The sequence below is a fragment of the Streptomyces sp. NPDC034086 genome, assembly GCF_055575515.1.
On the sequence record NZ_JBVISM010000020.1, the window covers coordinates 1 to 2,184 of the forward strand.

The 2,184-nt window shown below is 72.6% G+C and carries 1 protein-coding gene; it reads right to left on the minus strand.

The window, feature by feature from the left end:
- Positions 1 to 77: 77 nt before the first annotated feature.
- The coding region (locus ACZ514_RS29350; protein ID WP_469126089.1) for a D-alanyl-D-alanine carboxypeptidase family protein at positions 78 to 2,184 on the minus strand (2,107 nt) is incomplete at its 5' end.

Genomic DNA, 2,184 nt, shown 5'->3' on the forward strand with positions numbered 1-2,184 from the left:
CGCCCTCCCCACCAGCCCCTACTCCCGCACCCAGCCCCCCTACGCCGCTCTTCCCCCCCCCCCCGCGCCCGCCGGGTTCAGCCGATCCGGGTCAGCTTGCTGCCGAAGCCCGGGGTGTCCAGAGCGCGCTGGAGCGCCACCGGCACCTTGACCTGGCTGGCACCGTCGCCGACGGTCAGCACGCCGACCTGGGTCCCGGCCTTCGCCGACTCCGGAATGGCGGTGCCGCCGTCGCCGAGCTTGATGTCCACGGTCAGCGAGGACCAGCCGACCGCCTGGACGTCTGCGGTGGCGACGACCGGCGTGTGACCGCCGAGCCCGTCGTCCACGTAGCCCACGACCTGGCCCTTCTTCACGACCGGCGCGCCCTGGACCTCCTTCTGGGTGGCGATCAGGAGCGTCCGGCTGGCGGCGATGACGGTGTCGATGATCGGCGGCTTGTGCTGGCCGAGGACCGCGCCGACGAGCAGCTGGTTGGTGTCGCCGACCTTCTTCTGGGCCGCGAAGAGGAGGTTCCCGCCGGCCTTGGTCGTCGTACCGGTCTTGATGCCGAGGGTGTCGTTGAGCGGGAGCAGGCGGTTCCAGTTGGGCCAGGTCTTGCCCGTCTGGTCGGTCCAGCTGGGCATGCGGGTGATGTCGACCAGCGCCGGGATCTCGACGATCTTCAGTCCGAGCTTCACCTGGTCCTCGGCGGTGCTGACCGTGGTGGCGTCCAGGCCCGAGGGGTCGGTGTACGTGGTGTTGGTCATGCCGAGTTCCTTGGCGGTGTCGTTCATCTTCTTGACGAACGCCTCTTGGGAACCGGAGTCCCAGCGCGCGAGCAGCCGGGCGATGTTGTTGGCCGAGGGGATCATCAGGGCGGCGATCGCGTCGTACTCCGAGATCTTCCCGCCCTCCCTGACCGTGTTGAGGGTGGACTCGTTGTCCGACTTGTCCTTCTGGCCCTCGATCTCGGCGGTCTTGTCGACGTCGATCATCGCGCCCTTCTCCCCCTTCTTGAAGGGGTGGTCGCGCATGATGATGTACGCCGTCATCGACTTCGTGACGCTGGCGATCGGCACCGGCTTCTGCTCCCCGGAGCTGCCGATCGTGCCGAGGCCGGCGGCGGCCATGGAGGACTGGCCCTCGCTGGGCCAGGGCAGGTTGGGCGCCCCGCCGGGGAAGGTGTACGTGGCCTTCGCGGTCAGCTTGAGCTTCGGCGCGGGCAGCGGGCGCACCAGCTGCACGACGGCGAGCACGAGGGCCAGGAGCAGCACGACCGGCGCGTAGATCTTGACCCGCCGGAGGGCGTTCCGCATCGGGGTGGGCGGCGGGGGCGGGTTGTTGGTGAGGTCCGCCAGCATGTCGAGCGGCGGCCTCGGGGGCAGCGGCTGCTGGGTGGTGCGCTCGCTGGGGTCCAGGCGCGGCGGGGGCGGCGGGGTGGGCCTGGCCGCGGGCTTCGCGGCGGGCCCGGACTCGCCCTCGCCGCGCAGCGGCACGAAGGTGCTGACCCGGCGGTCGCTCTCGGTGCCGGGCTTGGCGGCGGCGGGCTTCGCGGCGCCGGGGGCCTGGGAGGGCTTTCCGGGCGCGGCCGGGGGCGTGCCGGGCTTCGCGGCGTCCTTGCCACCGGCGTCGGGCTTCACGACGCCGAACGCGGTGGTACGGACGTCCGCGGACGGCTTGCCGCCGGGCTTGTCGGCCGCGGGCTTGTCGGCCGTGGGCTTGTCGGTCACCGGCTTGTCGGCCGCGGGCTTGGCGGCCGCGGGCTTGTCGGCCTGCGGCGCGGCGGAGCCGGGCTTCACGGCGCGGAAGACGGCGGTGCGCTCGCTGTCGGAGTCCGCGGGGGGCGTGGCCGGCTTCTTGTCACCGGCGGGGGCGGAGCCGGGCTTCACGGCGCGGAAGACGGCGGTGCGCTCGCTGTCGGAGTCGGCGTCCGGCTTCGCGTCCCGCCCGGACGGCTTCTCGGACGGCTTCTCGGACGGCTTCTCGGCGTCCTCCGCGTCGGCAGCCGGCTTCACCACACCGAACGCGGTGGTACGCACCTCCCCGGACGACTTCCCGGCCGGCTTCGCGTCCTTCCCGGCCTCCGCCGAAGCGGAACCCGGCTTCACCGCACGGAACACGGCCGTACGCTCACTGTCCGCGTCCTTGCCGCCCTCGGCGTCCTCCGCGTCGGCGGCCGGCTTCACCACACCGAACGCGGTG